General features: G+C 26.5%; 18 protein-coding genes. 2 read left to right on the top strand and 16 right to left on the bottom strand.

All coding sequences use genetic code 11. The annotated features are described in order from the left end of the window. Positions 1-9 precede the first annotated feature (9 nt). The 7 genes from AZI32_RS11350 to AZI32_RS11320 all read right to left on the bottom strand — a co-directional run bounded on the left by AZI32_RS11350 (position 10) and on the right by AZI32_RS11320 (position 8,224). Positions 10-1,347 carry a D-serine ammonia-lyase gene (locus AZI32_RS11350; protein ID WP_061995951.1) on the bottom strand — a complete coding sequence of 446 codons (1,338 nt, stop codon included), beginning with the start codon at positions 1,345-1,347 and terminating at the stop codon, positions 10-12. Positions 1,348-1,674: 327 nt separating this feature from the next. Beyond that, positions 1,675-2,019, bottom strand: coding sequence for a TM2 domain-containing protein (locus AZI32_RS11345; RefSeq protein WP_061995950.1), 345 nt, complete (start codon positions 2,017-2,019; stop codon positions 1,675-1,677). 6 nt (positions 2,020-2,025) lie between these two features. After that, positions 2,026-2,472 (bottom strand): TM2 domain-containing protein, encoded by a 447-nt coding sequence (locus tag AZI32_RS11340; RefSeq protein WP_061995949.1) that lies wholly within the window; start codon positions 2,470-2,472, stop codon positions 2,026-2,028. A gap of 162 nt (positions 2,473-2,634) precedes the next feature. After that, positions 2,635-4,077, bottom strand: coding sequence for an amino acid permease (locus AZI32_RS11335; RefSeq protein ID WP_061995948.1), 1,443 nt, complete (start codon positions 4,075-4,077; stop codon positions 2,635-2,637). A gap of 551 nt (positions 4,078-4,628) precedes the next feature. Continuing rightward, complete coding sequence (locus tag AZI32_RS11330; protein WP_061995947.1) at positions 4,629-5,921, bottom strand: hypothetical protein; 1,293 nt, start codon at positions 5,919-5,921, stop codon at positions 4,629-4,631. Between the two features lie 252 nt (positions 5,922-6,173). Continuing rightward, the gene (gene hcp, locus AZI32_RS11325) at positions 6,174-7,814 is read right to left on the bottom strand and encodes a hydroxylamine reductase (protein WP_061995946.1); all 1,641 of its coding nucleotides are present in this window, start codon (positions 7,812-7,814) and stop codon (positions 6,174-6,176) included. A gap of 218 nt (positions 7,815-8,032) precedes the next feature. Beyond that, a complete protein-coding gene (locus tag AZI32_RS11320; RefSeq protein ID WP_061995945.1) occupies positions 8,033-8,224 on the bottom strand; it encodes a hypothetical protein in 192 nt (63 codons plus the stop codon). 223 nt (positions 8,225-8,447) lie between these two features. On the opposite strand from AZI32_RS11320, the gene AZI32_RS11315 reads away from it, so the two are divergent. After that, positions 8,448-10,052 (top strand): amidohydrolase, encoded by a 1,605-nt coding sequence (locus AZI32_RS11315; RefSeq protein WP_061995944.1) that lies wholly within the window; start codon positions 8,448-8,450, stop codon positions 10,050-10,052. A gap of 72 nt (positions 10,053-10,124) precedes the next feature. On the opposite strand, the gene AZI32_RS11310 is transcribed toward AZI32_RS11315, so the two are convergent. Then, on the bottom strand, positions 10,125-11,084 hold the full coding sequence (locus AZI32_RS11310) for a patatin-like phospholipase family protein (protein ID WP_061995943.1): 960 nt from the start codon (positions 11,082-11,084) through the stop codon (positions 10,125-10,127). 377 nt (positions 11,085-11,461) lie between these two features. Here AZI32_RS11310 and AZI32_RS11305 point away from each other — a divergent pair, with 377 nt between their 5' ends. Beyond that, positions 11,462-13,111, top strand: coding sequence for a SulP family inorganic anion transporter (locus AZI32_RS11305; protein ID WP_061995942.1), 1,650 nt, complete (start codon positions 11,462-11,464; stop codon positions 13,109-13,111). Between the two features lie 36 nt (positions 13,112-13,147). On the opposite strand, the gene crtI is transcribed toward AZI32_RS11305, so the two are convergent. From crtI to AZI32_RS11265, 8 genes are all read right to left on the bottom strand, one after another. After that, positions 13,148-14,647, bottom strand: a complete 1,500-nt coding sequence (crtI, locus tag AZI32_RS11300) for a phytoene desaturase family protein (RefSeq protein WP_061995941.1) — start codon at positions 14,645-14,647, stop codon at positions 13,148-13,150. 36 nt (positions 14,648-14,683) lie between these two features. Further along, positions 14,684-15,325: an undecaprenyl diphosphate synthase family protein gene (locus AZI32_RS11295; RefSeq protein WP_061995940.1), complete on the bottom strand. Its 642-nt coding sequence runs from the start codon at positions 15,323-15,325 to the stop codon at positions 14,684-14,686. 234 nt (positions 15,326-15,559) lie between these two features. Then, the gene (locus AZI32_RS11290; protein WP_061995939.1) at positions 15,560-16,819 is read right to left on the bottom strand and encodes a Gfo/Idh/MocA family oxidoreductase; all 1,260 of its coding nucleotides are present in this window, start codon (positions 16,817-16,819) and stop codon (positions 15,560-15,562) included. A 49-nt stretch (positions 16,820-16,868) separates the two neighbouring features. Beyond that, positions 16,869-17,963 (bottom strand): N-acetylglucosamine-6-phosphate deacetylase, encoded by a 1,095-nt coding sequence (gene nagA, locus AZI32_RS11285; protein ID WP_061995938.1) that lies wholly within the window; start codon positions 17,961-17,963, stop codon positions 16,869-16,871. A 599-nt stretch (positions 17,964-18,562) separates the two neighbouring features. Beyond that, positions 18,563-19,489, bottom strand: a complete 927-nt coding sequence (gene pfkB, locus AZI32_RS11280) for a 1-phosphofructokinase (RefSeq protein ID WP_061995937.1) — start codon at positions 19,487-19,489, stop codon at positions 18,563-18,565. Between the two features lie 5 nt (positions 19,490-19,494). Beyond that, the gene (locus AZI32_RS11275) at positions 19,495-20,346 is read right to left on the bottom strand and encodes a ketose-bisphosphate aldolase (protein ID WP_061995936.1); all 852 of its coding nucleotides are present in this window, start codon (positions 20,344-20,346) and stop codon (positions 19,495-19,497) included. A gap of 140 nt (positions 20,347-20,486) precedes the next feature. After that, positions 20,487-21,665 (bottom strand): SIS domain-containing protein, encoded by a 1,179-nt coding sequence (locus tag AZI32_RS11270; protein ID WP_061995935.1) that lies wholly within the window; start codon positions 21,663-21,665, stop codon positions 20,487-20,489. Positions 21,666-21,685: 20 nt separating this feature from the next. Further along, positions 21,686-22,663: a BadF/BadG/BcrA/BcrD ATPase family protein gene (locus tag AZI32_RS11265; RefSeq protein ID WP_061995934.1), complete on the bottom strand. Its 978-nt coding sequence runs from the start codon at positions 22,661-22,663 to the stop codon at positions 21,686-21,688. Between the last annotated feature and the right edge of the window lie 310 nt (positions 22,664-22,973).

Genomic DNA, 22,973 nt, shown 5'->3' with positions numbered 1-22,973 from the left:
TATTTTATTTTAAATAATTTCATCCTTTTTTAGTAAATCTAATCCCTTTTCATAATACTTTTTCCATATATCCTGTGGAACCATTGCTCCACCTGTTGCCCATACTATATGAGTTGGAACAATATCTTTTTTAATATAATTTTCTTTACTTAATTTTAACGGGCCAATAAAAGACGCTGCAGCTGAAGGCTCTAATTGTAAATGTTCTTCATTATTGGCTATAGCTAATAACTTATACAGTTCTTTATCTTCTAATGTGTACCCTCCTGCTATTGATTTTTCAAGTAATTTTCCAACAAATCCTGATGGTTTACCTACAGCCAATCCATCAGCATCAGTTTTACCATCTATCCCATATTTTTTTACGGATATATTTTCATGCTGTCCAGTCATAAGCCCCAAAATCATAGCAGGGGCATGAGTAGGTTCTACCAAAAAACAATGAACATTCTCACCAAAAACACTTTTTAGACCAAAAGTTATACCTCCTGGCGCTCCACCTACACCACAGGGCAAGTAAACTAATAAAGGATGTCTTTCATCTATTATTATATTTTTATATTTTAATTGTTTTTCTAACCTTAATGCGGCAACAGCATAACCTAAAAATAAATCTTTAGAATTCTCATCATCAATAAAATATGAATTTTTACTTAAATTAGCTTGTTTTCTTGCAATTTCTATAGCCTTACTATAATCTCCTTCATGTTCAATTACATTTACTCCTAGACCTTTTAAAAGCTCTTTCTTCCACCCTTTAGCGTCGTATGACATATGCACATCAACCTTAAATCCTAATTTAGAAGATATTATCCCTATGCTTAAACCTAAATTTCCTGTTGATGCAACTATTATATTATATCCAGAATAAAATTTTTTAAATTCCTCACTATCTAATTTGGAATAATCATCCTGAACATTTATAAGATTATCTTTAATAGCTAAGTATTCTGCATATTTTAAAACTTCATATATTCCACCTCTAGCTTTAATAGATCCAGATATGGGCAATTCATTGTCACATTTGCAATATATATCTCCAATTACAATTTCATTATAATAATTCTCCATAAAAACTTTCATTTTATTTATATTTATTAATCTTGATTCTATAATTCCGTTAGATTCATTAGTTTCACAAAAGACTTTATTAATGTATGGTGCAAATCTTTCTAATCTTGATTCTGCATCAATTACTTCTTGAAAATTGATTTCTTCTATTTTCCCATTTGGAATATATTTTTCATTTTTCCAAATGAACTCCTTCATATTTATTATATTATGAAATATAACACAATTTTTAATAACTTTTTTTATTTTTTCTTTATCTAATCTTCCTTTTTTCATTTAATTTGCCCCCCTACAAATATAGTTAAATCCTTTACTTATTTCTATATATGTATATAGTATTCCTTTGTTACAATTTCATATAGGGCTACAAGTTAGCTTTTAAAATTATTAATTTCAAAACTTGCATACCCAAAATAGTTAGACATGCTCCAAATCACTTCAAATTCAACATTGCACTTTGTATGAAAATACTTTAAAGTTATTGAATAAATTTAAATAGGAGCTTATTTTCCTATGATAGTTATTATAAATTCAAATAAAATTTACTATAATCAAAAGGGCATACTCCTTAAGACTAACTTCGAGAATGCCCTTTTTATCTTATTAATTATTAATTATTTCGTTATATATTCTTCTCTCTATTTCGTTATTAGCCTCTTCTACATACTTATTTATAGAAAACAAATCAACTATTATCCATATTAGAACTACAAGTAATCCTAATAAACCAATAATTATTAAACAAGCTACTGCACTTACAATAGTTGTTATTAATTGTGATTTTGCAACATCTTTTCTTCCTAAATATGCATTATGAAATCCTAGCATTCCGCCTAGTACCCATAATATATAAACTAACGGAAGTTTAACCCTTTCCTTTTCCACCAAATATTCATAAATCTTTAATTGTTTCTCATCTAACACTTTTAATTCTTGAGCTGTAATCAAAATATATCACTCCTTATTTAAACTATTGTATATGCTATTTTCTGAATCTTCATTTATGTTATCTATAATGTTTTTAGCTAAAAATAAATCTACAGTAACCCACGCTAACACTATTAAACCTAGTATTGAATTTAAGTTAAAGAAACCAAAAAAACAATTTTTTAAATTTTCAATAGTTATTTGATTACTCATAGCCATATCTACCATTCTTTCCACAGCAATATTGTTATGCTTTAGTATATTTTCTAATATTAAATTCACAATAGTTATACTTAATTGCGCTATAGCTACTTTAGGTCGATTTAAATAAAAATTATGAATTCCAAATTTTTTCCCTATTGCCCATAGTATATAAAATAGAAATACTTTTTTTCTTTCTTTTTTTGTATTATCACAAAAAATACTTAAATCTTTTTCATTTAACACCTTAAGTTCTCTTGCTGTTATATCCATATTTTACCTCCTATCTATAAGTGTTCTCCTTATTTTTATATTATTATATATTACAATATTATTCTATATTTTTGAAATTATTTACAAAATATTAACTATATATTTTTTTAAATAAGAATTGCCTTATAATATAGACTTTATATCATAAGGCAATTCTTAAATTTATTTTAATTTATTTTTTTTAGCCAATGTTGGAAATATAAATCCTAATGCAATAAGAATAAATGGAGTTAATACATTTAATGTTATTTGGAATATCCATTGTGATGAGAATACCTCTACACCCTTAGGGAACATTCCCATTATACATGCAAATGCAGTAAATATAAAGCACCATGAACCTATCACCATTGCTAATTTAGAATTTTTAACAAATTTATATTCTAAATTAAATGTGCCTTCTTTTGCTTTTCTAAGTGCTACATATGCTAAGAATACCCATAAATATCTCATTGGCATTACAATTGAGTTGAGGTCTAATAACCAGTTAAATAATGAATTCATATCACCTATTCCTAATGCAGGAACTATAATTAATATTCCTACTAATATCAATGTTATTTTATATCCTGTTATAGGTGTTCCATTTTCATTTGTTTTTAACAAGCTTTTTGGCACATATTCTTCATCAGCTTCTGCTAAGAATACTTTTAATGGTGCATCTATTGAAAATACTAGTGCAGATATTTGAGCTAATAAGTTTGCTATTGAATATAATACAACGAATGTATTCCCCAATCCATAATAATCTCCAAGTATAGCAAAAGCATAATACTGACCATTCATTTTTAAGTCTGCTGGTATGTTATTTGCATCAAACATCATAGACATTGCTATTGAACCAAGTATGGCACATATTGCAACCATACCTGCTAAAATCATCATTCCTCTTGGAAATTCTTTTGATGAATTTTTAGTATTATTAACATATGGAGATAACTTTTCTGCTCCACCTACTGCAAATACTAACATTGATAATGTAGTAAAATAAGCAAAATTAAATTCAGGCATTATAGATTTAAATGTTATATTTGTAGTTGCTGGTTCAACGCCTCTTAACATAGGTGCTGTAACAACTAACAATATGTACAATAGGGACATGACAAAGACAGCTGTTCCTGCTATTGTTCCAATTTTTTTTATTGAATTTATACCTTTAGCTGCAACCCACATAAAAAATATAAATATTCCTAAAATTAGAAATTGAGCAACTAACGTACTAAATGAATCCATAAATTTACTATCCGGAAATATAGCCCAATCCAATGCTATTAATACTGATTGAGGTTTCTGAGCTAGATAAGGTATATGAACAACCCAATAAGTAAATCCTGCAAAGTATGCTAATTTCCTTCCACTAGCTCCTGTAGTTTCTCTTATCCAAGTACTAACTCCTGCTTTACCATCTTTAAAAGCAGAACCTAATTCACCAACCATTAAAACATATGGTATAAAGTATAAAGCTATAATAAGTACCCATGACACTATAACTTTTAATCCTTGATTTGCATAATTATTAACTACATTACCAAATCCCCAAACAGAAACAAACCCCATTAAACCAAGATTATACCACCTTAACTTTTCTCCTTCATTATCACTCATTTTTTCCAACTCCTTTTTTTGTATTAAAATTTAAAGATTTCTTTAAAAAATTTTAACACATATTTAAAATTAATCAAAACATTTTATATTATTTATATTTTATTTGATTAAATTATTATAATAATTATTGGTAATATTTTTTATTTTTTTATCTTTTTATAGTTTTTTCGACTTTTTAATTTTTACATATAGTATAACTAAAAATTTTATATCTAATTCATTGTGTATAAATAAAATTACTTTTATTCATAAAACAACGGTATGTTCTTTAAATCAATATATTTATTTGTAATCCTATTTTTATTTTTCTAAATACGAATAATTGTTGTTTATTTTCAAAAAAAGCAATTGAAATAATGAATAGTTACCTTTTTCATTATTTCAATTGCTTTTTACTATATAAATTAGAATTACTTATTCTCTGTTATTTCTTTTTCTATAGTTTTTATAATCTTATCACTCCCCCCCCCCTATTTTGCTTGTAGCATTTTTTATATTTAAATTTTAAATAATTTACAAAATACTCCTTATTGTTTTTACTATGCATTACATTATTCCTCCTTACAGCATTTAGTTATTTCTCTATAATAATTTTCAAAAAAATGATGATTATATTCTGGCTTAAAATATTGTTTTTTCTTAATCCAAATAAATCCATCTGATTTTGATATCACTGCTACATCTACTGGTCCACCAACTGTTAATGCTTTTTCATCTAATGCTACTTGACGCTTAAACGATGTTAAGTTTACTAAAGACTCTGCCATAGATGATAATTCCTCAATTGGTAAATATCTTATAGCTCTGAGTACAGGCACTAAATATTCTTGTTGAGAATACTCTATTACATTTTTAATAACTTTTTCAAATCTACAATTCATTTCTTTTTTCAGTTCATCTTTTTCATCTTTAGAAACTTTATTTTCATCTATTTCATCTATTAAATTTAAAATATTATAATTAAATGATTTTTCAATTATATTTATATAATCTAAACTTATTCCCCTTAAAAACGTATTTACTATATCTACTTGTGCAAAAGGAATTATGCATTGATCCATTTGTAAATCAACCTTTTCATACATATCCACTTTATATTTTAAAAACCCTTTTATATAACCTGAAATTTTATAGCATACTAATACTGGGAAAATGTCTTTATCTCCAAATCCTGATATTACTACTCCTGTATAATTACTTAAAAATATATCTTTTTCAAACATCATATTACACATATCTATTACTTTTTGGAGATGCGTTTCATCCATACACTCTTTTCCTAAGTATTCATCTATATATTTTTTACAAAGGTCATTATATGAATTTCCTATTAAAACAGATAAATCCTCCGGTGCCTCGTCCAATACTTTTGCTTTATCTATTTTTTCATAATAAAAATCTATAACCTTATGGGAAATGCTTTTTAATTCACTTTCTTCTAATGGTCTTTCTAAACCCTCAACTTTTTCAAAATAATTTTTTTCTATTTTTGAATTTATTTCTTTTATAAGCGGTATTACCATTTGCAAATAATATTTTTTCTCATATTTTTCAAATTCATATATATTATTTTTTAACTTTCTTATGAAATCTTCACCGTATTCTATAAGATAGTCCTTTTTTATCTCTCCTAATTTTATTTTATAATCTTTTATTATAATCTCCCAAGGTATTCCCATAAATTCTGCATTATTATAAATCATTATACCTAATGGCTCATATTTGGATAACCTAAAAAGCTTATTTGCAGTATTATAAAATTTATTTCTATCTCCAATAGTTACTGCACTATCTGCTGCTAATGCTATTGCCTTTTTATTCATAATAGCTATTTCTGCAGTCATAGTATCCCTCCTAAGCCAATTTGCACCATGAATACAAACTGTTGTATAAAGTTTTAACTATATTATTTTTAATTTTATAATTTATATTATGATACAACCTTGTTTAAGGTACTTATTTTACAGTTTTTCTATTAATTCAGTAAATTTCATATAATAATTCACCTTTAAATAAGAATAAAAAACATTGAAAGATTTTTTATCTTTCAATGTTTTTTATTCTTATAAGATTCCAGATTGTTTAATTATAAACACTTAGTTTAAAAACATACTTAAATCATCTTCAGCACTTGTTATTCCACCAATATTAAATGTTTCTATTAAAACGTTAGCTACATTTTGTGATAAAAATGCTGGCAATGTTGGTCCTAAATGTATATTTTTAACACCTAAATGTAATAATGCAAGTAATACTATTACTGCCTTTTGTTCATACCATGCAATGTTATAGCATATAGGTAAATCATTTATATCATTTAGTTCAAATACTTCTTTTAATTTTAAAGCTATTAATGCAAGAGAGTACGAATCATTACATTGACCTGCATCTAGTACTCTTGGAATTCCATTTATATCACCAAGATTAAGTTTATTATATTTATATTTTGCACATCCTGCTGTTAATATAACAGTATCCTTCGGCAATTTTTCTGCAAATTCAGTATAGTAATTTCTTGATTTTGCTCTTCCATCACATCCTGCCATTACAAAGAATTTTTTAATTGATCCACTTTTAACAGCTTCAACAATTTTATCTGAAAGTTGAAATACTTGATTGTGTGCAAATCCACCAATAATTTCTCCTGTTTCAATTTCTGTTGGACTATTACACTTTTTAGCATGCTCTATAATTTGTGAGAAGTCCTTAACCCCATCATTATTTTCATTTATATGTTTTAAATCTGTATGCCCTACTATACCTGTAGTATACACTCTATCTTTATATGATTCTTTTGGTGGAACTAAACAATTTGTTGTCATTAATATTGGTCCATTAAATTTTTCAAATTCTTCGGTCTGTTTCCACCATGCATTTCCATAATTACCTATTAAATGAGAATTTTTTTTAAGTTGTGGATAATAATGTGCCGGCAACATTTCACTATGAGTATAAACATCCACTCCTGTGCCATCAGTTTGCTTTAATAATTCTTCAATATCTTTTAAATCATGTCCACTTATTAATATTCCCGGATTATTTCTAACACCTATATTTACTTTGGTAATTGTAGGATTACCATAACTTTCAGTATTAGCCTTATCTAATAAAGCCATTCCTTCTACACCAAATTTACCTGTTTCTAAAGTTAATCCTATCAATTCATCTATAGTTAACTTATCATTTAGTGTTGAAGCTAATGCTTTACTAATAAATGCATCTATATCTTTATTGTAATAGTTCAATTGGCTAGCATGTTTAACATAAGCACACAATCCTTTAATACCATATGTTATCATTTCTCTTAAAGATCTTATATCTTCATTTTCCGTAGATAACACTCCAACAGTTTTAGCTTTAGCTAACATTTCATACTCTGATACATAATTCCAACAAGCTGCTTGTGGTAATCCCTGTAATTTACCACCACTTTTTTCTATTTCTTTTTTTAGATTTTCTCTTAATTCTATGCCGTATTTTATTCTCTCTATAAAAACATCTTCATCCCAATTTGCATTTGTTATAGTTGCAAATAATGATTCTACTATAAATTTGTCTACAAGTTCATTTTCAATATTTAGTTCTCTTCCTATTTCACTTACTACAGAAATACCTTTTACAACATATACTAGTAAATCTTGAATATTAGCAAGTTTTTCACTTTTTCCACATACTCCTTTTATTGTACAGCCTTTACATCCTGCTGTTTCTTGACATTGATAACAAAACATACCCATATCTTTCAGCCTCCTAATTTCTTTAATTTATCTAAATATTTTATAGATTTATTTTCATTGTTTATTTAATTTGCAATTACTTTATGGCTTTATTATAGAGTCTATAAAGATAAAGGTCGGTATCATATGTTACGCCTTTTATAAATTTTATTAAATGTGACTATATATTATAAAAATCTAAATTCCTTATACTAAAAAAGAGTTCTATAACATGAACTCTAATTTTCTTCTTTATTTGTAATTTTAACTATTAACTTTTCATCTATTAATTCACTTTTACTAAATCCTTTTTTAAAGCATCTTATTTGTTTGTATTTTGTTCCATTCATAGTAAAGTCTAATACATCTATTCTATCCCCTATATATATTACAGGATCTTTTTTATCTTTTAATTTTATAATCACTTCCATATATATTCCTCCATTTTAACTTAGATTATTGTATTATAAATTATATCACAATTAAAATTTACTTTATATAAAAAACAACTATAATATACATATACATGAATTTTAACAATAAACTTTAATTATATAGATATAAAGGTTTAGGATTAATAAATTTTAAAGTCTACTTGGAACTCTATATACTATTGCACTTTAAATTTTATTAAATTTTTAGGGGGAAATGTTTATGAATACTTTATTTATTAATGGGGAAATTTTTTCTGCTAATAAAAATAATGATTTTTTTCAAGTTATTGGTATAAGAGAAAATACTATTGATTTTTTAGGTTATAACAGCGATATTAAAGATATTAAAGCTAATTATGATTCTATAATAGACCTTAATGGAAAACTGATGGTTCCTGGCTTTAATGATAGTCATATGCATCTTTTAGGTTATGGTTATGCTAAGCATATAATTAATTTAAATAAATGTGATTCCTTTTATGAAATTATTAAGACTTCCAAAAATTATATATCAAAAAATAAGTATAATTTACCTAAAGTAATTTTAGGTCGAGGATGGAATCAAGACAATTTAGTTGAAAAGTTAATACCCACTAAAGAAATTTTAGATAAAATCTCCACAAACATTCCTATAATTTTTACAAGAGCCTGTGGTCATATAGCCGTTTGTAACTCTGAAGCATTAAATTTATTATGTAACAATTTCAATAAAAATATTTTACAAAATAATTTAGATTTCAAAACTGGTATTGTTAAAGAAGATGGCTTAACTATATTAAATACACTTGTTGAAAATCCTACATTAAATGAATTAAAAGAGATGATTTTATCCACTTGTGATGAACTTATAACTAACGGTATAACTTCTGTTCAAAGTGATGATTTTTGTGCTCTTCCAAATCGTGATTGCAAATTAGTTTTACAAGCTTTTCATGACTTAGCTTCAGAAGACAAACTCCCTGTAAGAGTTTATGAGCAATGTCTATTCTCTAATATAAATGAATTTAAAACCCTAGTTAATAATAAAGATTTACAATTTCATAGTGGAAATAATTTTTTTAAACTAGGGCCATTAAAATTACTTTTAGATGGTGCTCTTGGTGGAAGAACTGCTTATTTAAATAATCCTTACAAAGATGATTTAAATAACTATGGTATCTCAAATTTATCAAAAGAAGAATTAGATGAATTTGTTAACTTTGCTAATAAAAATAAAATTCAAATAGCAGTACATGCAATAGGTGATAAAGCAATAGATTGGGTTTTAGATTCCTACGATAAGTTTACAGAAAAATATAATCCCCTTAGACATGGAATTATTCATTGCCAATTGACTACCGAAAAGTCACTAAAAAAAATGGTTGATTTAAATACTTTAGCATATATTCAACCAATTTTTCTTAATTATGATATTCATATTGTGGAAAATCGCATAGGCTATGATAATGCTAAATTCACCTATGCTTTTAACACTATGAACAACCTTGGTATAAATATTTCAAGTGGTTCTGACGCTCCTGTAGAACATTTTAATGTTCTACATGGAATTTACTGTGCTGTAAATCGAAAAGATCTATGTAAATTTCCCCAAAATGGTTGGTTTAACAATGAATGTTTATCTGTTTTAGACTCTGTAAAATCTTTTACCATAAATGGCTCTTATGCTTCTTTTGACGATAAAATCAAAGGCTCTTTAGAAAAAGGTAAATTAGCAGATTTGGTTGTATTAAGTAAAAATATATTTAAAATTGATAAGGAATACATTAAAGACACCTCAGTTTTATTAACTATGATAGATGGTATTATTAGATATAACAACTTATAGCAGTAAAAATTAAAGGGGAAATTTTTTTCGCCTTTAATTTTTACTTTTTTTAATATGTGTCTTAAAATATCCTTATACATCTGAATTATTATTTTTTTCATACATTCCTAAAATATTTTTCACATTTCCAATGATTTTATTAATCTTATTAGGATTATTATTTTTCTCTAACACATCACTATCTACATTTATTTTTCTTACTATACTTTTATCTTCTATAAATCTAGTAAGGTTCATTATTGGATTAAATATATTTATAGTATCTTCATATCCAAGTTTAATGCGCTTTTGTGCCCCTTCTACAGTAAAATCTAGAGTTCCACCTAAAACCCCTTCTTCAATAACAGATGGAACTATATTTATTATTGAAGTATTAGGAAATGCACTCTTATTCACCATATTTTCCTTAGATAGATGGACTAAAATTATCAAATCACATCCTTCGCCATACACAGGTTGAATAGGCAAGTTATCAACTATTCCTCCATCTAAATATTGAGTATATTCTATTTCTTCACATTCATATATCATAGGCAATGCAGATGTTGCTAATAATATTTTTTTTATATCTTCTTTTTCTCTATTATTTATATAAAAATATTTAGGCATTAATGTGGAAACTTCTGTACATGCAACATAACAATTTTTATTACTGCTTTTTATTAAATCAAAATTTATTTCTTCCATGACTTCTATAAGTCCATCTCTAGATATGTTTCCACCTACTATAACTTTAGGCATATGTTTCTTTATAAATGCTATATTCTTCAACCCTAAAGCTAACAATATACCCTTTTTAGTTAAATCCTTATCATTTATCGGTAATATTTTTTCCTTGGTTATATTTCTCCACATATTTTCTGCTAATTCTAAGTCATTTTGCATAAATAAAACTGCGTTTAAAGCGCCGATTGATGTTCCTGAAATTATATTAATATATTTATCTATTTCCAGTTCTTTCAAGGCCTTCCAAACCCCTATTTGATAAGCACCTTTAGCACCACCACCAGCTAGAACCATACCTATTTTCATAAAAAAATATAACCTCCTACATATAAATTTATAAGATAAAATTAAATTAATATTACAATTCATTACCTCTTATTACCAATATATTATCTTTATTTAATATTGTGTAGTGTAATGACATATTATTAATAATGATTCAAACTAAAATTTTAGTTTATTTTTATAAAATTTTAAGTTATTTTCATATTAATTGCTGATTTTTAAAGTTAATAGCTTGAATTTTTGCTTTAAATTAAGTATTTTTTTAAATTTCTCTTGAAGATTTTTTTGAAAGGACTATAATAATATATGGTTTGTTAAAATCATATATTTTTTGTATTACAGTTTGAATTAATTGGATTTAATTCCTTTTATTTAAATAACCACAAGGAGGCAGTTAAATGACACAACCTAAACTTTTACATCTTTTTAGAAAAAAAAGTTTTTCTAAAGAGCAACTTTTCAAAGATATGATAGCTGGAATAATAGTAGCTATTATAGCATTACCACTTTCTATAGCCCTTGGTATATCATCAGGTGTAAGTCCTGAAAAGGGTCTCATAACCGCAATAATAGCAGGTTTTTTTATTTCTTTCTTAGGGGGTAGCAGTGTCCAAATTGGTGGACCTACAGGAGCATTTGTTGTAATTGTTTATGGAATTATTGAACAATATGGCATTGAAGGATTAATAATTGCTACACTGATGTCTGGTATAATTCTTGTAATATTAGGCCTTTTAAAGTTAGGTTCTCTTATTAAATTCATACCATATCCTATAACAGTAGGGTTTACAGCTGGTATTGCAGTAACTTTGTTTACTACTCAAATCAAAGACTTTCTAGGACTTTCTATTGATAAAGTACCTTCTGAGTTCATACCTAAGGTAATTTCCTTTATATCAAATATAAATACTATAAATTTTACAGCATTATTACTAGGAATTGCTTCTATTGCTATAATCCTTTTATGGCCAAAAATAAATAAGACCATTCCTGGTTCATTAATCGCGCTTATTATTACAACATTAGTAGTATGTATATTTGATTTGCCTGTAGCAACAATAGGTAGTCAATTTGGTCAAATAAGTTCTAAATTTCCAAGTCCATCAATACCAAATGTTAACTTAAACACAATTTTAAGTCTTATAAAACCAGCATTTACAATTGCTATACTTGCTGGAATAGAATCTCTTTTATCTGCTGTTGTTTCAGATAAAATGATTAATGATAAACATGATTCAAACATGGAACTTATAGGACAAGGTGTTGCAAATATTTTTTCAGGTTTATTTGGTGGAATTCCAGCTACTGGAGCTATAGCAAGAACTGCCGCAAATGTTAAAAACGGCGGAAGAACTCCAATTTCTGGAATAATACATGCAATTACTTTATTTTTAATAATGAAAATATTTATGCCTTATGCTAAATTTATACCATTAACAACTCTTGCTGCTATTCTTATGATTGTTTCCTATAATATGGGTGATTGGAGTTGCTTTAAATCAATGCTGAAAGCACCTAAAAGTGATATTTTAATATTATTTACCACATTTATCTTAACTGTTGTTTTTGATTTAGTTATAGCTATAGAAGTAGGAATGGTTATAACTATGTGTTTATTTATAAGAAAAATGTCGCTACATACCAAAGTAAATCATTTACCAATAGAAGAAAGTGTACATGATTCTTTAAAAGATCACATAATGATTTATGATATAGATGGACCATTATTTTTTGGTGTTACTGATACTTTTCATGATAGTATAAACAATATAATAGGAAAACATCGCTCTAAAAAAATATTAATACTTAACATGGATAAATCTAAACTTATGGATATTACAGCATATACTGCTTTAGAATCTATAGAAGAGTTTTGTACTGAGAATAAGATTAGACTTATTTTATCTCAAGTTCATCAACAACCTATGAAGGTTATTACTAATATGGGCTTATTAAAAAGACTTGATAAAAATAATATTACAGTATCCTTAAATGAAGCTGTAGAATTAGCTAATTCTATATTAATAAAACAAAAAGTTATTGCATAACAAAAAAGCTGTCTAATAAGGCAGCTTTTTTATTGTTTAATTATAATTTTTAAAATCTTTTAAAATTTCATCAGTAACTATTTTGCTTGATTTTAAAACCATTGCTACCCCCGCTCCAGGGTGTATTGAATCACCGACAAAATATAAATTTTTTAATTTTTCTATTTTACACTGTGGCCTAAACCAATTTGTCTGACTTAATGTAGGACTAATCCCAAAAGCACAGCCATTAAAACAATTAAATTTACTTTCTAAATCTTTTGGCGTTAAATAATTTTCATATATTATATGTTCCTTCAAATCTTCTAAACCATCTATAGATAATAAAATAGATAATATTTTTTCTTTCAAAAGTATTATAGTATTTTCATTCCATTCTACAGAATTTTCGCATAAATTCGGAACTCTAACTATAATATTTAATATTTCTTCTCCATTTTTATTTATTGTATTATCTATTTTACTAGGACAATAAATGTAAATGGATGGGTCTATAGGTAATTCACCTATAAATATCTTTTGCGTATTATCTTTAAAATTTTTATTTAAATATATGTTATGAACTTTTAAAATATCATATTTCTTATTTAATGCTAAATACATTATAAAAGTAGAACAAGTATACTGTATTTTTTTCATAGTATATTTTCCAATTTTTAATTGTGAATTATTTTCATTCAAAAGTTTTTTTATTGTATATGAAAAATCACTATTACAAACTACTATATCGCACTTTTCTAATCCTTTGTTTGTTATTACACCAGCAGCCTTATTATCCTCTATATGTATTTTTTCTACATTTTTTCCACACTCTATTTCTCCACCTAACTCTAATATAAATTTTTCTAATACTTCTACGTACCTATACATTCCCCCTTCAATATGCCATAATCCATGAAGCTGAGATATCATAGGAATTAATGTATAAATACTAGGTCCATCAAAAGGAGATATTCCAACATACATACTTTGAAAAGCTAAAAATTCTGTAAGTATATTATTATCTATAAACTTCTTGATATAATGATATGAACATTTACTAGTTTTCAAACTTTCTATAACTTTAATATTTTTAGGTTTTAAAATTTTAAATTTATTTATTTGGCTTTCACATAAAAAATAGTTATTTGCAGCTATATAATGTTTATATGTATCCCCTAAAAATTTAATATATCCATAAGAATCCTTTTGTGAAAAATCTTCTAATGTATTCATAAGTTTATACAACTCATTATTAAAATCATAATATTTATTTTCATATGAAAATACCCTATATATAGGATTTATACTTTTTACATTAAAAAACATACTAAAATCCTTGTCAATATATTCTATTAGCTCCTTATAAGGTTCTATAATCATTAATATAGAAGCTGTTAAGTCAAATTTAAAATTCTTTTCTTTTAATAAATTAACTTTTCCTCCCACCCTGCATTCTTTTTCTATAATTTTGACATCATAACCATTTTTCAATAGCCTTAAACCAGTTGCTAATCCTCCAATTCCACCACCTATAACTATTACTTTTTCACTCATAAAAAAACCTTCTTACTAATAGAATTTATTTATAAATTAACCACCTAAAGTCACATCTTGTGTATCATACCAATTTAATGCATCTAAAAAGTGTTGTTTTTCAAATTCTGGCCAAAATTTATCTATAACATAAAAATCAGCATATACAGATTGAACTGGTAAAAAACCACTAAGCCTTCGTCTTCCACCCCAACGTATTATAAGATCAATTCTTGAAACTTCTTTTGATTTAATATTATTATTAATATTTTTTCTATTTATATCTGCTATTTTTAATTCATTTAAATCCCATTCCCATCCATAATTCACCAAAAAGTTTACTTTTACTCCACCTTTTCCAAAAACTTTTCTTTTAGTAAAAGGTACCAATTCTTTTGGAAATACAGGCGATTCAGTATTACCAACTACCAAAAGTTCTGCATTTTCTTTTGACAATATGTTTACAGCACTTATGCATGCATCTATAAAAGCTTTTTTTTGATTTGCAGGTCTTTTAGTATTATCCGTTGTAAATCCATAATAAGTAATTTCTTCTATTCCTAATTCCTCGCAAGTCTTAAAAAGCGCTAATCCTGGGTTTATACCAGATTCATATCCATCCTCTTTGTTAAGACCATTTGATACTGCCCATCTCCTGTTTCCATCTGGGATTATACCTATATGTTTTGGTAATCTCATAAAATTCACCTCTTATAAATTAAGTCTATTCATATTAATTCTTACCAAATATAAAAAATATAATCTTTAAATAAGTATTATTTTTTGCGCATTTTAAAATAAATAGCTTCATATTATACGCTTCGCTTTCACACAAAAATGGAGTTGTTGTAAATTTAACCTATATCAGTTAAATTTACAACAGCTCCACTTTTATATTTAAGTTATTAAAATAACTTATACATTAAATATTAATTATATACCTTCTATTTTATTATTCCAAAATTCATTCATATTAACAACTTTCCCTGTTACCCTAGATTCTTCTGCTGCAAAGGCCATAACATGGCTCTCTACAGATTTTATAGCAGGGGTTTTTGCTTGACCACCTTTACCTCCTACTAATGCTATAAAATCCTCCATTATTTTTGTATCGCCGCCTAAATGACCACTTTCAACAACCTCAGGAATTATAGTTTTCCAATGATTTTCTGTAAATTTCTTAACTTCTATTACATTTTTACCATCATGAGCTCTTACTTCACCATTAGTAAACATAAGCTTTAAAGTTCTATTACAATCCTGTGTAAATGCACTTAGATTAAAAGTCGCTGTTATATTATTCTCAAACTCTAATATAGTTACCATATGGTCAACAACATTATTATCACACTTATAGACACATCTTCCATAAGGTCCACTTTTTAAAGCTTCTTTTAAATTTTCTTTTGTTGGTACCGGATGTACTACAGTTTTAAATATAGGTTTTTCCCCTAAATATAATTTCACTGCAGAGTATGGACATTCTTCTTTATATTTACAATCTATACACCTATCAGCCATTCCTTCTTTAAAATTTAAATTATTCATATGAGATAACTCACCGAATGATGCTATTTTTCTACAGTTTGAATTAGAAAACCATAAAAGTATATCCATATCATGACAACTTTTTGCAAGTATTAATGGACTAGTTTCATTACTGTTCCTCCAATTTCCTCTTGTAAAACTGTGTGCAAAATGCCAATAACCTATATTTTCATTATGTTGTATATTTACTAAATCACCTAATTCTTTTGAATCTATAATTGCCTTTAGCTTGCTGAAAAATGGTGTATATCTTAATACATGACATATCATAAATATTTGGTTTTTATATTTTTTGGCAAGTTCTCCAAGTTTTATAATGTCTTCTAACTTATTACTCATAGGCTTTTCTAATAATACATTATAACCTTTTTCTAAAGCTATTTTAGTTGGCTCATAATGGGATTCATCATTATTTGCTATTATTATTGCATCTGCCAATCTTTCTTTTTCAAATAATTCTTTCCAGTGTAAAAAAGTATTTTCATCATTTATTTTATATTCTTCTTTAAATTGATTTCTTCTAATATGATTTGGCTCAGCTACTGCTACAAATTCTAAAAGTTCTTCATTTTCTTTTGCATATGGTGCATATGCATACATACCTCTTGCCCCGGCACCTATCAATGCCACTTTGACCTTTTTCATTATAATTCCCCCAATGTTAAAACAAAATTATGTCATAAATGATATTTCTTTATTTGTGAAATACAACTTTTCCTTTTTTATATGTTCTAATCACATCTAAATTTTCATCTAATATACAAATATCAGCTTCTTTTCCTAAATCTAAAGTTCCCTTTCTATTATTTATACCTAATCTTATTGATGCATTAGTACTTGTCATCGCCACAGCGTCTTCTAAAGAACAGTTTGTGTAATTAATTATATTTTTAAAAGCATCATTCATTGAAATTGTGCTTCCTGCTAAATTGCCTGACTTTAATCTTGCTTCATTACCTTTTTTTATAACATCTAATCCACCTAATTTATATATTCCATCTTTAAGCCCTCTAGCTCTCATAGAATCTGTTATCAATATAATTTTATCACTACCTTTTAATTTTAATGTTGTTTTTACTACATCTTTATTTACATGTATCCCATCACATATCATCTCTATCATGATGTTATCAAAATATAAACCTGCTGTAACTACCCCTGGATTTCTATGACTATGACTACTACATCCATTATAAAAGTGAGTTATATTAAAATCCCTTATTTTTAATGCTTCACTAATTTTCTCAAAATTAGAATCACTATGACCTATTGAAGAAACTATGTTTTTACTTTTAAGATATTTGGTAAATAGAAAGTCAATATCATTTTCTATAGCATAAGTTACTATTTTTATATTTTTGCATGCCTCCTCAAATTTTTTAAAATCCTCTATATTAGGATTAACTATTAAGTGTTCATCATGAGCTCCTTTAAAACTTTTATTTAAAAATGGCCCTTCTAAATGAACTCCTAATATTTCAGCTCCATAATCATTAAAATTTTTCATATAATAATCTATTGTCTTTAAGGATTTTTCTATGTTTTCTTCACTTTCTGTTAATGTTGTAGGATAAAAAGATGTAGTGCCACTTTTCAAACTTTCTTTAGCAATACATTTTAACCCATCAACATCACCGTCCATAGCATCTTTATTAAATCCACCATGAGTATGAATATCAATGAATCCTGGCACAGCTATACAATTTTTAGGTATTTCGATTTTTTCACCATATTTACTTATACATCCATACATTGTGTATATATAACCTTTTTTTATGACTTTACTCATAACGCACCTCCATGTATTATAAGGTTCCAAGTTGACTTTTAAAATTATCCATTTATCAAATGAGAAAACTCAAATTAATATTTCTATCAATAACTAACAGATTATTTTAGTTAAAAGTTAAGAGTGAATAGTGAACAGTTGTGGTTCTTAACTAACTATATTTGTACTTATTTTTTTCAACTGATAACAAAAATTTGATGTATAAATTTAAGTTATAGATTGCATCCCCATGTGCATAAAGCTAAGCCACTTTATTCCAATAAAATATTTTTCTTTTAAGCTTTTAATACATTATGTAATAATAAAGATTTTAAATAAGCTATTCATTGAAAATTGATTTAGAAGCTCTTATAAATTTTTGTTTGATTTTTTTGACCTAATCCAATGACGTCACTTCTCCGGGTAGTCATAAAAATCAGATAAAAATCTATTTAGAGTTTCTTTGAAATTTTCACAGACTAGCATTTTAAATTTTTTCATTATTACTTTTTAGTACTATAAATTTGGAATTTTCAGACTTATCTTCACTCCTGTGATTGTATCTCTATAGTTAGAGAATCTTCAATTTAAAGCTAAAGCAATTTTATATAAGTGAAAAACTAAAGTCTTATTATATCTATTTCTTTTTTTATTTTATTTACCATATTATAATCTACCTTTCCTGTTTCTAAATACATAGCATTGCTTATTCCACAACTATTAGCTAATTTTAAGATATCTTCAATAGGATATTTATTTTCAATTCCTACAGCTAATCCAGCAACAACAGCATCACCACAACCAACAGTATTTGTTATATTTATCTTAGGTATTTTTACTAAATAATTTCCTAAATCACCTACGAAAATCATTCCCTCTTCACCTAAAGATACCGCCACATTTTTTGCTCCCATACTTTTCACAATATTAGCGCCATTAATTACTTCTTCAATTGAATTTATTTTTATTTTAAGTAATTGCTCTAATTCTTTCTTATTAGGTTTTATGAAAAATGGTTTGCTATTCAATCCATATTCAAGAAATTTTCCACTTGTATCTAAAATAAATTTTACATTATATTCTTTACATTTTTCTCCTATATTTCTATAATAATTTTCAGGTAACCCTTTAGGTAAACTTCCTGATGCTACTAATATATCACTTTTAATCAATTCAGCTTCTAATACATTTTCAAACTTTTCTCTATCTCTTACTGTTATAGTTGGACCACTTTCTAATATTTCTGTAGATATTCCCTTAGCAGTGATAATATTAATACATTGCCTTGTATTATCATTGATTTTTACAAAATTTGTATTTATTTTTTTATGTTTTAACTGATTATTTATTATATTACCATTCACTCCGCCTAAAAAACCTATACAGCTTACCTTCTCACCTATTTCATTACAAACCTTTGCAACATTTATTCCTTTGCCCCCTGGTGTTTTGTAATATTTTAAACATCTATGAACTTGTCCGATTTCTAAATCATCAATAAAATAAGAAATATCAATTGAAGGATTCATTGTTATAATAGTTATCATAACTTTTATATCCTATTATAACTATTGCAAAGAATTATTTTTTCTTTTACAACATTACAAATTGCTTCTTTGCCATAAGGAACATATTTTCTTAAATCTATACAATTAGGATTTTTAAATAAATAATTCTTTATAGCATTTGTAAAAGGGACTTTTAATTCAGTTGCTATATTTATTTTACTTATTCCTAAAGATATAGACTTTCTTATATCTTTTTCATTTATTCCTGATGCACCATGAAGTACCAGTGGTAGATCTACATTACTTTTTATTTCTTTTAATCGTTGAAAATTCAATTTGGGCTCTTTTATATATAATCCATGAGCAGTTCCAATAGAAATAGCTAAAGAATCTATATTGGTTTCACTAACAAATTTTATAGATTCTTTTACATTGGTAAAAAATTCTTCTCCTTCTAGTTTTTCTAAATCATTAGTCATAACTACTCTTCCAAGTTCTGCTTCAACAGTTACACCTTTTAAGTGTGCATAATCTGTTATCTCCTTCACTACAGCTATATTTTTTTCTAGATTTAATTTAGAACCATCTATCATAATAGATTTAAATCCTAAATCTATACTTTCTTTTAAGTCATCTATGCCTTCATGATGGTCCAAATGAAATACCATTGGTATAGTGCTTTTTTTCATAGCACTATTGGCTAATCCCAGTATATAATCCTTTCCACAATATTCTATAGTTGATGGGCTTATAGCTAAAATTACTGGTGACTTTAAAAATTCACATCCTTTTATTATACTTTGCAGTGTTTCCATATTATAAAAATTAAAAGCTGGAATAGCATAACCATTTTTTTTTGCATCTAAAAGCAACTTCTTACTATTAATAAATTCCATATAACACCTCATAAACCTTCAACTTAATTTTTTATTTTTCAAAATATGGGGTTCCAAGTTAAGTTTTAAAATTACTCATTCCAAAGCTTGGGTGCCCAAAATTGAATAAATTTTATTTTGAACTTATTTCCTATATAACCTCACCTTTTAAAGTCAAATTCATATATATTAACTCCTTTTACAACTCTATTAACCACTCCACTTGGACAAGGATTATCAACAGTTATTCCTAAATTCCATGATTTATAAAAAGCTAAAAGTTGTCCAACTATTATATATTGTAGTGGTTGTATAATATCAGTATAATTATCTTCTATATGAGTATTAAAATTTAATGAATAGTCACAAAATCCTTCTAGTTCATTTAACTCTTCTCCCACTGCAATTATAATATTTTCTTTCTTTTCACTATGCATTTCTTTTAATAAATCAATTTCATATTTTCTTTTATACTTATCTTTTGAAATATAAAAAACAGTTACCGTTTTATCATTTATAACTGACTTTGGACCATGTCTAAATCCTAATGCAGTATCATAACTAGAATTTACCTTTCCATTAGTGAGCTCTAGCATTTTAAGTCCAGACTCTCTGGCTATTCCTTTTAAAACTCCTGTTCCTATATAAACTATTCTTTCAAAATCTTTCATTGCTATATTTTTTATATAATTTATATTATCTTCTATAAACTTTTCATTTGAATTTATACAACATTTAATGCTATCCATAATATTATCTATATTATTAATATCAAATATTCCAATTGCTGTTAAAAGCATTGTAGTAAAGCTACTAGTCATTGCAAATCCTATATCATTACATTGTTGAGGCATTAATACAATCAAATCCTTATCACTATTTTCAAATCTTTTATATAAGTTTCCATTTTCATTGCAAGTTATAATTAGTTGATTTAAATTTTTCACTACTTTTTCAGCAATGCTCACTGCTGCAATACTTTCAGGGCTATTCCCAGACCTTGCAAAAGATACCATTATAGTTTCTGTATCCTCATACAAATATTCTAATGGATTTAATACTATATCTGTTGTAGCTATACATTCTACAGATTTTTTCAACCTTTTATTTAAATATGGCCCAATGACTTGTCCAGCAAAAGCAGAACTACCAGCACCAGTTAAAATTATTCTGGTTTCTTTATTATTAAATTTCTTTAAAAACTCTTTTATTTCACATGCTTGATTTTCTATATCATATAAACTTTGCATCCACGCCTTACTTTGTTGAAATATTTCTTTTAGTGTATAATAAGAGTTTCTTTGTTTTAATTTTTCTAATGAAATTCCTGCTCTCTTCATATATTCCTCCTATATATAATCTATTTATTTTGCTTACATAACATTAAATTATTAATAAAATCATTGACCTTATTGCCATCACTATTAACACTTTTAAAAGCCATTAAACAAGCTCCTAATTCTGGAGATAGTATCGGCTTTACTAAAGTAATATTTTCATAGCATAAATTATTCATTAATGGCGTAAGTATTAAACTTTCTGATTTAAATACTCCCCCTGAATAAGACAAAAGTATTTCTTTATCCATTTTCAGACTTTTAATAAGTGCCTTTATAATAATACTTAACTCTAAGGCAGCTTCAATAAATATGTTTTTACAGAAAACATCCCCTCTAATTGCTGCTTCACAACACAATTTAGATATTTTTGCTATTTCCTTTCTTCTATCTATTAATTTGTTACCAAAATAATCTATAATGTCAAAATTATTACTTATATTAAAATATTCTTTAATCAAATAATATAACATGGTCTTTTCATGCCTTCCATCACACTGCTTTGAAAAAGTCTCTAAAGTTTTCTTTCCTATCCAATATGCTGAGCCTTCGTCACCAAACACTGGTCCCCAACCACCAACTCGAGTTATTACGCCCTCCTCATTTAAAGAAATACCAATTGAACCAGTTCCACTTACAATATGAATACCATCTTTTCCAGCAAGAGATCCATTGATACTTATTATTCCATCATTTTCAACTATATATTTTTTAACGCAATAAAACTCATCTTTAACTATTTGATCTATAATTTTTGTTATATTGAATACCTCCTTATAACTTGGTATTCCTAAACCTACAACAATATCATCTCTCTTTATATCATTTACATTACATAGAATCTCTTCCAACAACTGATGTAGTACTGTTTTTATACCATCTTTTCCTATTTGATAATAATTTAAACTTCCTTTATACATCGTATATTTCATTTTTCCATATTCATCGCATAATACTGCTTTTGTTTTACTTCCCCCTCCATCTATACCCAAAAAATACAAAATCTCATCTCCCAATAAAATAGATTTTCAATCTATACTTTCCTTTCTAAATTCACTTAAAATGTTTTTTAATGCCTACTTAGCCCTTTTAGAAAATTTTATTTACTTATATCAAATTATTAGATTTATTATAGGGTTTCAAAACTTGGATACCCAAAACATTGAGACATACTCCGAATTACTCAAATTCAACACTGTATTTTGTATGAAAATATTTTAAGATTATTGAATAAATTTAAATTGGAGCTTGTTTCCCTATATAGGGTTCCAAGTTGACTTTTAAAATTATCCATTCCAAAACTTGGATACC

This window comes from Clostridium sp. ATCC 25772 (assembly GCF_001573875.1).
Lineage (GTDB): Bacteria > Bacillota > Clostridia > Clostridiales > Clostridiaceae > Clostridium_J > Clostridium_J senegalense.
Note: the sequence above shows the minus strand (reverse complement) of the source record. Positions and strands in the feature narration are given on the sequence as shown.

Bases quoted from the DNA above. Each gene is read 5' to 3' on its own strand.
- AZI32_RS11340 (WP_061995949.1), bottom strand. From the start codon at position 2,472: ATGGATATAACAGCAAGAGAACTTAAGGTGTTAAATGAAAAAGATTTA.
- AZI32_RS11295 (WP_061995940.1), bottom strand. From the start codon at position 15,325: ATGAGATTACCAAAACATATAGGTATAATCCCAGATGGAAACAGGAGA.
- crtI (WP_061995941.1), bottom strand. From the start codon at position 14,647: ATGAGTGAAAAAGTAATAGTTATAGGTGGTGGAATTGGAGGATTAGCA.
- AZI32_RS11330 (WP_061995947.1), bottom strand. From the start codon at position 5,921: ATGACTGCAGAAATAGCTATTATGAATAAAAAGGCAATAGCATTAGCA.
- AZI32_RS11270 (WP_061995935.1), bottom strand. From the start codon at position 21,665: ATGAAGAGAGCAGGAATTTCATTAGAAAAATTAAAACAAAGAAACTCT.
- AZI32_RS11275 (WP_061995936.1), bottom strand. From the start codon at position 20,346: ATGGAATTTATTAATAGTAAGAAGTTGCTTTTAGATGCAAAAAAAAAT.
- AZI32_RS11305 (WP_061995942.1), top strand. From the start codon at position 11,462: ATGACACAACCTAAACTTTTACATCTTTTTAGAAAAAAAAGTTTTTCT.
- nagA (WP_061995938.1), bottom strand. From the start codon at position 17,963: ATGAGTAAAGTCATAAAAAAAGGTTATATATACACAATGTATGGATGT.
- AZI32_RS11320 (WP_061995945.1), bottom strand. From the start codon at position 8,224: ATGGAAGTGATTATAAAATTAAAAGATAAAAAAGATCCTGTAATATAT.
- AZI32_RS11290 (WP_061995939.1), bottom strand. From the start codon at position 16,819: ATGAAAAAGGTCAAAGTGGCATTGATAGGTGCCGGGGCAAGAGGTATG.
- AZI32_RS11350 (WP_061995951.1), bottom strand. From the start codon at position 1,347: ATGAAAAAAGGAAGATTAGATAAAGAAAAAATAAAAAAAGTTATTAAA.
- AZI32_RS11335 (WP_061995948.1), bottom strand. From the start codon at position 4,077: ATGAGTGATAATGAAGGAGAAAAGTTAAGGTGGTATAATCTTGGTTTA.
- hcp (WP_061995946.1), bottom strand. From the start codon at position 7,814: ATGGGTATGTTTTGTTATCAATGTCAAGAAACAGCAGGATGTAAAGGC.
- AZI32_RS11310 (WP_061995943.1), bottom strand. From the start codon at position 11,084: ATGAAAATAGGTATGGTTCTAGCTGGTGGTGGTGCTAAAGGTGCTTAT.
- AZI32_RS11315 (WP_061995944.1), top strand. From the start codon at position 8,448: ATGAATACTTTATTTATTAATGGGGAAATTTTTTCTGCTAATAAAAAT.
- pfkB (WP_061995937.1), bottom strand. From the start codon at position 19,489: ATGATAACTATTATAACAATGAATCCTTCAATTGATATTTCTTATTTT.